We start from the raw sequence: 7,662 nt of genomic DNA on the forward strand, positions 1-7,662 counted from the left end.
CAACCGCTGATGTACGTCCGGTCGGACCGCCCTCGATTCCCGCACCTGGCGCTGTTTTATCTGGCGTATATGCTGGGGTGCGGCTTCGCTCAGGCGCTCGCGATCGTCCCTGGGATCACGGTTTCGATCTGGCCTCCGGGCGGGGTTTTCATCGCGACGCTGATCCTCACCTCGCCCTATAGCTGGCCGTGGTGGATCCTGAGTGGCTGCCTGGCCGAGATGACGGCGCAGTTCCTGTGGTTCCACAGCCCGCTGCTCGCGGGACTGCTGATCTATATCGGCAACGCCCTTTGCGCCGTCATCGGCGCAACGCTGGTCAACCGAGCCTTTGGACGCCCGGTTCGGCTGGAGACCTTGCGGGAGGTTCTCGCATTCGTCGTTCTGGGCGCCGGTGTCGCGCCCCTCGCCAGCGCCACCGTGGGCAGCGCGGCGCTCGCCTGGTTCGGCGTGAAATCCCAGACCTTCGCGAGCGTCTGGCCGCTGTTCTGGATCGGCGACGCCACCGGAATCCTGCTCGTGGCGCCGCCGGCGCTCGTCGCGATCCAGCACTGGCGGAACCGGACGCAGATATCCGCGATGCAATGGGCGGAGGCAGGTGTCCTGGGGCTGATCTTCCTGGGGGTCGCCGCGCTCGCCTTGAAGCACGACTTCCTGCTCTCCGCCTACATCATCATGCCGCCGATCCTCTGGGCGGCGGTGCGCTTCGAATTCAAGGGCGTCGCCGTCGCCTTGAGCCTGCTCGCCCTTGCGACGATGGCGCTCACCCTATCCGGCAGCAGTCAGTTCATCGGCGATGCCGAGACTCAGCGGCAGAAGCAGGTCATGCTTCAGCTCTTCCTGGCGATCTCGGCCTTCTCGGCGCTCATCGTGGCGGCGATATCCCGGCAGCACCAGCAGGCGCTGCTCTCGTTCCAGCACAGCGAACGCTCGCTGCGCGGCCTGCTCGAGACGCTCCCCACCTGCGTCTGGTGCACGACGCCTGATGGCAAGCCGACCTATTTCAGTCCGCAGTTCCGTGACTTCGTCGGCTTCAATGTCAGCGAGAAGGGCGATGACTGTGCTGCGCAACTGTCGAGCCTTCTGAAGACGATCATTCATCCGGACGATCTGGAAACCGTCAGGGCACAGTTCGCCCGCTCTCTGGCCACTGGCGAACCCTATGCGCAAAAGCATCGGCTGCGGCGCTTCGACGGAAAGTATCGCTGGGTCGAGACGCGCGCGAACGCCATGTGCAACGGCGACGGCGCGATCGTGCAATGGAACGGCGTCTTCCTCGACCTGGACGATCAGGTCCGCTTCCACAACGAGGTCCAGGAGCGGGAAGCCAGGATTCGGCGACTGGTCGATTCCGACATCATCGGGATCACCATCTGGGACATGGACGGCTCGCTGATCGAAGCCAATGACGCCTTCCTCGACATGATCCAATACGACCGCGCGGATTTGCAGGCGGGGCTTCGCTGGTTCGACATGCTCACTCCCGAAGGACAAGAGGAGCATGTCCGCGAGGAGATCGAGGAGCTCGCTCGAACCGGCAAGATGCAGCCTCGCGAGAAGGAGCTTTTCAGGAAGGACGGCAGCCGGGTGCCCGCACTCGTCGGGGCCGCCCTGTTCGAGGGGCAACCGACGCAAGGCGTCGCCTATATTCTTGATGTGAGCGAACGCAAGCGCGCGGAAGCAGAGCAATTGCGCGTCGAAGAGGAACTGCGACGCAGCCGGCTGCAGCTTCAGCAGCTCATCGATACGGTGCCGGTCATGATCGATTGCGCCGCCCCGGATGGCGAGCCGATCTACCGCAGCCGACGGCTGCGCGAATTCCTCGGCTATGAACTCGAAGAATTGGACGGCGAGGGCAAGTCCCGCCTCGCCGGCACCCTCGACGCAGGAGTCCATCCGGATGACCTCGCCGGGGTCAAGGAGAACTATGCCCGTTCATTGGCGACCGGCGAGCCATATGCCCGCATACACCGCCTGCGGCGCTTCGACGGCGAGTATCGCTGGGTCGATACCCGCGCCGTGCCGATGCGCAATGCCGACGGCGCGATCGTGCAGTGGAACATCACCTGCCTGGACATCGACGGCGAAGTCCGCGCTCAGCAGAAGCTGCGGCTCGCGCAAGAGAGACTTGGCCGCGCGAGCCAGCTCGCCAGCCTCGCCGAGCTCTCGGCCTCGATCGCCCACGAGGTCAACCAGCCTCTGGCGGCGATCGTCGCCAACTCCCTTGCATGCAATCGTTGGCTCTCGGCCGACCCTCCGAACCTTGCGCGTGCGAAGCTGACGGCCGAGCGCATCATCCGCGACGCCAACTCCGCCGCCGATGTCGTGAGCCGCATCCGCGCTCTGTTCAGGCAATCCACGCAAGCCAAGAGCGCGACGGCGCTTGGCAGTGCCATAGCCGAAGCGCTGGCGCTTGTTGCCGAGGAGGCCGAGCAGCGCTGTGTTCGCATCGATACGGAGATCGAGAACGATCTGCCGCCCGTGTGCCTTGATCGTGTCCAGATCCAGCAGGTGCTGATCAATCTCATCCGCAACGGGCTGGAAGCGATGGACTCCACCACCGAGGACAAGGTTCTCGGCATTCGTGCGCGTCGGCTAGGAGATCTCGTGCAGACCGAGATCAGCGATCACGGCCCCGGAGTCTCGGCTTCCGGCAGGATATTCGAGCCGTTTTTCACCACCAAAGGCAACGGAATGGGCATGGGGCTGACGATTTGCCGATCGATTGTCGAATCTCGTGGCGGTCGACTTTGGGCAGACAAGAACAAGAAAAACGGAGCGCTGTTCATCTTTACCTTGCCGGTGGAACTGAAGGCGGCGCCATGACGATGACGAGCGATCCTATCGTGTTCATTGTTGACGACGATGCCCGTATGCGTGAGGCGCTCGGCGAGCTGCTGGCGTCACACGGCATGCGCTCGGAAGCGTTCGGATCGGCCGGCGACTATATCGGTGCCGCAAAGCCGGAGGTTCCGGCCTGTCTCATCCTCGATGTCGAGCTGCCGGACATCAACGGCCTCGAACTGCAGCGGCAGATCGCGACCGGCGATCATCCGCCGATCATTTTCATCACCGGCCATGGCGACATCCCCTCATCCGTCCAGGCCATCAAGCACGGCGCCGTCGACTTCCTGACGAAGCCGTTCAGCGACGGAACCCTTCTGGCGGCGATCGACGCCGCAATTGCGCTGGATCGGGACAGGCGATCCGAGCGCGCCGAGTTCGGTGCGCTGAAGCAGCGCTATCTCGAGCTGACGCCGCGCGAGCGCGAGGTGCTGCCGCTGGTCGTGAGCGGCCTTCTCAACAAGCAGGCGGCCGCCCAGCTGGGTATCAGCGAAGTCACCCTGCAGATCCATAGAAGAAACGTGATGCAGAAAATGGCTGCCGCGTCGCTGGCCGATCTCGTCCGGATCGCAGAGAGGCTGGAAATTCCGATCGCGCACTCGCGCCGAGCGGGAAGGAGCTGACCGTGACGAAACGGAGACCTGTCGTGGCGGTCGTCGATGACGACCCAAGGGTGCTCGAAGCGCTCGAGGAACTTCTGGAGTCTGCGGGCTACGCAGCTCGGACCTTCTCGTCGGGCCAATCGCTTTTGGCCGATGGGCCATCCGGCTTCGATGTGCTGATCACCGATATCGGGATGCCGGACATGGACGGGTTCGAGCTTCGTGACGCGGTGACGAAGGCGTGTCCGGGATTGCCGGTGTTCCTGATCACGGGCCGCCACGAGATTGCCGATCAAAGCCGGGCGCTGGGCATCAGCGGCTTCTTCCGCAAGCCCTTCGATGGGCAGGCCCTGCTGGCGGCTATTGACGATGCCTTACCTGGACAAAAAAGGAGGGTGAACAATGAAAACTAGCCAACAGAACCTGCGGGGGGCCGAGGCGTTGCGGACGCAGCGGCCTCCGGAAGCCGAGCCCTTGGTGATCATCGTCGACGACGACGCCGCGGTTCGCGAGGGGTTGTCCGAATTGATCCTGTCGGCGGGCTTCCGGCCGGTCAGCTTCCCATCGATCGGCGAAGTGCTCGATTCCGGCGCATTGGACAGCCCCGGCTGCCTGATCCTCGATGTGCGCATGCCGGGAGCGAGCGGTCTCCAGCTGCAGCACCAGCTCGTTCAAAGCGGCAATCGCAAGCCGATCATCTTCCTGACCGGGCATGGGGACATCCCGATGACAGTCCAGGCGATGAAAGCCGGCGCCGTGGATTTTCTGACCAAGCCGGTGAGGGACCAGACCCTGCTCGACGCCGTGACTGCCGCGATTGCGGCGGATACCGTGCAGCGGGCCGAGACTGCGATCACCAAGCGCAGCATGGAATATCTGGAGACGTTGACGCCGCGCGAACGCGCGGTTCTGCATGAAGTCGCGCGCGGACGCCTCAACAAGCAGATCGCCTTCGACCTCGGCATCAGCGAGGTCACCGTCAAACTGCACCGCAGCAACGCGATGCGGAAAATGCACGCGACCTCGCTCGGCGAGCTCATCCGCGCCTGGGAAGCACTGCCTGCCGAGGTCCGCGAGGCGCGTCCGGCCTAGGCGGGCCATGCCGAGAAAGGCATGCCGCCGGCCGCCAGTTTGTCTGGGTTGATCTGACGCGTCTGCAAACGGCTAACCACCGGTGCCAGGATTCTTGGCGGATCCGGCCCTAAACCAACGGATAGGGTTTCCATCCCCCCGGACGATAGCCGCTACTGACGCAGCCTGGATAGATAACTCAAGGAAATCACGCGGATTTCTTGAATTGCAGCGATCACGGAGGATCTCCATGGCAACGTCTTCGCCCCATGAATCGCTCGGGACTTCGGAACGCGGAATCATCGCTCGCCGCACGTTCCTGAACTTTCTGGCCGCGAGCCCGCTCGCCGCGACCCCGATGGTCTCCTCCACGATCGCATCGATCCTGGCGTCCGTGCCAAATTCGGCCTTGGCCCAAAGCTACGATGTGCTGCGCAGCTCGGCCCGAACGCTCGGTCCGGACGGGGTCATCACCGCGGCCGGGGACGCGCTGAACGTGTTCGAGTTCGAACCTGCGGCGAAGAAGGCCGTGCTGGCCCAGGAGGCCCCGGCGCATTGGGGCTATCTGGAAAGCGGCGTGGATGGCGACGTGACGCGCGATGCCAATCATACCGCCTATGCCCGCTACAATATTCGCGCGAAACGGCTGATTGACGCACGCAAGGTCGACACCAGCGTGAAGATCTTTGGCGAAACCTGGCGCAGCCCGATCTTCCTCTGCCCCGTCAGCAGTCTCGGCGCCTTCGATGCGGAGGCGGGTGTGACAGCGGCGCGTGCGGCCGGCAAGCGCGGGCACCAGATGATCCTCTCCACCGTCGACAACGCCAGCATCGCCGATGTGAATAAGGCCCATGGCTCGCCGGCCTGGTTCCAATTGTATCCGACGGACAACTGGGCCGTGACGCAGGCATTGGTCAGTCGCGCCGAGGCGGCCGGGTCTCCGGCCATCGTCCTGACGGTCGACCGGCAAGGCGGCCGCAACACCGAGACCCTGTTCCGCATGCGGCGCCAGGATCAGCGCGACTGTTCGGGCTGCCACACGCCGGGCTTTGCGAACGAGGTCAGCCGCAAGGCGAATTTCGCCGGGATCGACGTGTCGAAGGTCGGGAACCTCTATGGCACCGGCATGACCTGGAGCTTCGTCGACCGCCTGCGCGGGATCGTCAAAGGCAAGCTCCTGCTGAAGGGCATCGTGACCGCTGCGGACGCCAAGGAGGCGCTGCGCCATGGCGTCGACGGTCTTCTGGTCTCCAATCATGGCGGGCGCGCCGAAGAGAGCGGACAGGCGACGATCGCTGTCCTGGCCGAGGTCGTGGACGCAGTGAACGGCCGCATTCCGGTCCTCGTCGACGGTGGCGTGCGTCGCGGCACCGATGTTCTGAAGGCTCTCGCCGTCGGCGCCGCGGCCGTGGGGATCGGTCGCCCCTATGTCTGGGGCCTTGCCTCCTTCGGCGAAGCCGGCGTCGACCGCGTGCTCCAGATCTTCGACGACGAGTTCATCACCATCATGCGCCAGACAGGCGCGCTCAATGTCGGCCAGATCACGCGCGATACGGTGACGCGCGCCTAGGAGGCTGCTCGAACCTTCCAAGACCAAGAGATCTTGGCTGAGTTTTCCGTCATTCCGGGCACGCCGCTTCGGTCGTGCGGTTCCGGAATGACGAGACCTGTCAAAGCTCACCGACGGTGACCGGTCATCGCCGCTTCCGTCGCGCAGGCCCTGCATGCCTCCGCGGAGCAGGGCGCATCGGCACAGGACAGTATCGCCGCCGAAGGACTGGTGCTTCCCGCTCCAGGCCGCGCCCCTGCGGTTGGTATTGACCGCACTGCCTCATCGGAAGCCAAACAAGATGTCGCCCTATCCGGAGGTGTAGAGCAACACAGCCAGCGCATAGCTTCTCGCTATTCTTGCGGCCGATTGAGGACTCTGCCGCCCAGATCGCAGAATGCCGGCAAACGCCTGACCAGTGCAGGGCGCCAACGGCCAGAAGCTGATCAAGGAGGAATTCCATGTTCACACGATTTGTCTCGGGCCTCGCTTTGACTGTGCTCGCGATCACCGCGGTTCGGGCCGAGGAGCGGCCGGCCGGCAAGATCACGACGGTGTTCGATCGCCCGCTTCCGCATGTCCCCGGCAAGAGCTTGCGGGGCGTGCTGGTCGAATACGGGCCGGCTGCCGGCTCGCCCGCTCACACCCATGCGAAGTCCGCCTTCATCTATGCGACCGTCCTCGGAGGCTCGGTCCGCAGCAGCGTCAACGGCGCGCCGGAGAAGGTCTACAAGGCCGGCGAGAACTGGCTCGAGGAGCCCGGTGCCTTCCACGGCGTCAGCGCCAACGCCAGCGACACCCAGCCGGCACGCATCCTGGCTGTCTTCGTCGTCGACACCGCCGAGACCGAGCTGACCCGGTTCGTCAAGAAGTGAGCCGGTCGCAGCCTTCGGCATTCAACGGGAACAGGACCATGGATCCCCTCGATGAGAAGAGCGCCGTCCTCACCGACGAGGGCGCTGCGAGCGCCGCCCCTGCCGCGCGGCCCGGCAGGAAGAAGAAGGTCGTCGGGCTGCTGCTCTGCCTCGGCGCGGTCGCGGCGGGCGCCGCCGGCTGGGCCAAGGCCCGCTCCGGCGGCGAGGCGACCGACAACGCTTACATCCGCGGCGACCTGACCGCGCTTGCGCCGAAGATCGCCGGCTATGTCACCGCGGTCGAGGTCGAGGACAACCAGGCGGTCAAGGCCGGAGACATCCTGTTCCGGATCGACGATGCCGACTATCGCGCCAAGCTCGCGCAGGCCGTGGCGAACGTCGAGGCGGCGCAGGCGCGCGTCACCAATGTCGACGCCGAGACCAGGCTCCAGCATGCCTTGGTCAAGCAGGCCGAAGCCCAGAAGCAGGCCGCCAGCGCCGAGGTGACCCTGGCGACGCGCTCGCAGGGTCGGCGCCGCGAGCTGATCCGCAGCAATGCGGTCAGCCAGGCCCTGCTCGACGAGAGCGACGCCGCCCGCTCGCGCGCCGAAGCCAACCTGTCGGCCGCCTCGGCGACGATCGAGGCGCAGCAGCAGCGCATCGCCGTCCTGACCACGCAGCGCGAGGCCGCGCTCGCCGCGGTGGCGCAGGCGCAGGCCGCGCGTGATCTGTCCCAGATCGATCT

At 65.1% G+C, this 7,662-nt stretch carries 7 protein-coding genes; all 7 read left to right on the top strand.

Annotation, left to right across the window (positions count from 1 at the left end; genetic code table 11):
* The first annotated feature begins 9 nt into the window (after positions 1-9).
* Positions 10-2,823, top strand: coding sequence for an MASE1 domain-containing protein (locus tag AC07O0_RS05180; protein WP_494620607.1), 2,814 nt, complete (start codon positions 10-12; stop codon positions 2,821-2,823).
* A 2-nt stretch (positions 2,824-2,825) separates the two neighbouring features.
* A complete protein-coding gene (locus tag AC07O0_RS05185; RefSeq protein ID WP_494620675.1) occupies positions 2,826-3,464 on the top strand; it encodes a response regulator transcription factor in 639 nt (212 codons plus the stop codon).
* Positions 3,465-3,466: 2 nt separating this feature from the next.
* On the top strand, positions 3,467-3,856 hold the full coding sequence (locus tag AC07O0_RS05190; protein ID WP_494620608.1) for a response regulator transcription factor: 390 nt from the start codon (positions 3,467-3,469) through the stop codon (positions 3,854-3,856).
* Positions 3,846-4,535, top strand: a complete 690-nt coding sequence (locus AC07O0_RS05195) for a response regulator transcription factor (protein ID WP_494620610.1) — start codon at positions 3,846-3,848, stop codon at positions 4,533-4,535. Before AC07O0_RS05190 ends, AC07O0_RS05195 begins: the two co-directional genes overlap by 11 nt.
* 94 nt (positions 4,536-4,629) lie before the next feature.
* Positions 4,630-6,084, top strand: coding sequence for an alpha-hydroxy acid oxidase (locus AC07O0_RS05200; protein WP_494620612.1), 1,455 nt, complete (start codon positions 4,630-4,632; stop codon positions 6,082-6,084).
* A 440-nt stretch (positions 6,085-6,524) separates the two neighbouring features.
* Complete coding sequence (locus AC07O0_RS05205) at positions 6,525-6,938, top strand: cupin domain-containing protein (protein ID WP_494620614.1); 414 nt, start codon at positions 6,525-6,527, stop codon at positions 6,936-6,938.
* A 38-nt stretch (positions 6,939-6,976) separates the two neighbouring features.
* Positions 6,977-7,662, top strand: a 686-nt coding sequence (locus AC07O0_RS05210) for an HlyD family secretion protein (protein WP_494620616.1), incomplete at its 3' end; no start/stop codon positions are given.

This window comes from Allobosea sp. GW821-FHT10B12 (assembly GCF_059415545.1).

Excerpts from the sequence above, each read along its gene's own strand:
- AC07O0_RS05195 (WP_494620610.1), top strand. The coding sequence starts at position 3,846 with ATGAAAACTAGCCAACAGAACCTGCGGGGGGCCGAGGCGTTGCGGACG.
- AC07O0_RS05185 (WP_494620675.1), top strand. The coding sequence starts at position 2,826 with ATGACGAGCGATCCTATCGTGTTCATTGTTGACGACGATGCCCGTATG.
- AC07O0_RS05180 (WP_494620607.1), top strand. The coding sequence starts at position 10 with ATGTACGTCCGGTCGGACCGCCCTCGATTCCCGCACCTGGCGCTGTTT.
- AC07O0_RS05205 (WP_494620614.1), top strand. The coding sequence starts at position 6,525 with ATGTTCACACGATTTGTCTCGGGCCTCGCTTTGACTGTGCTCGCGATC.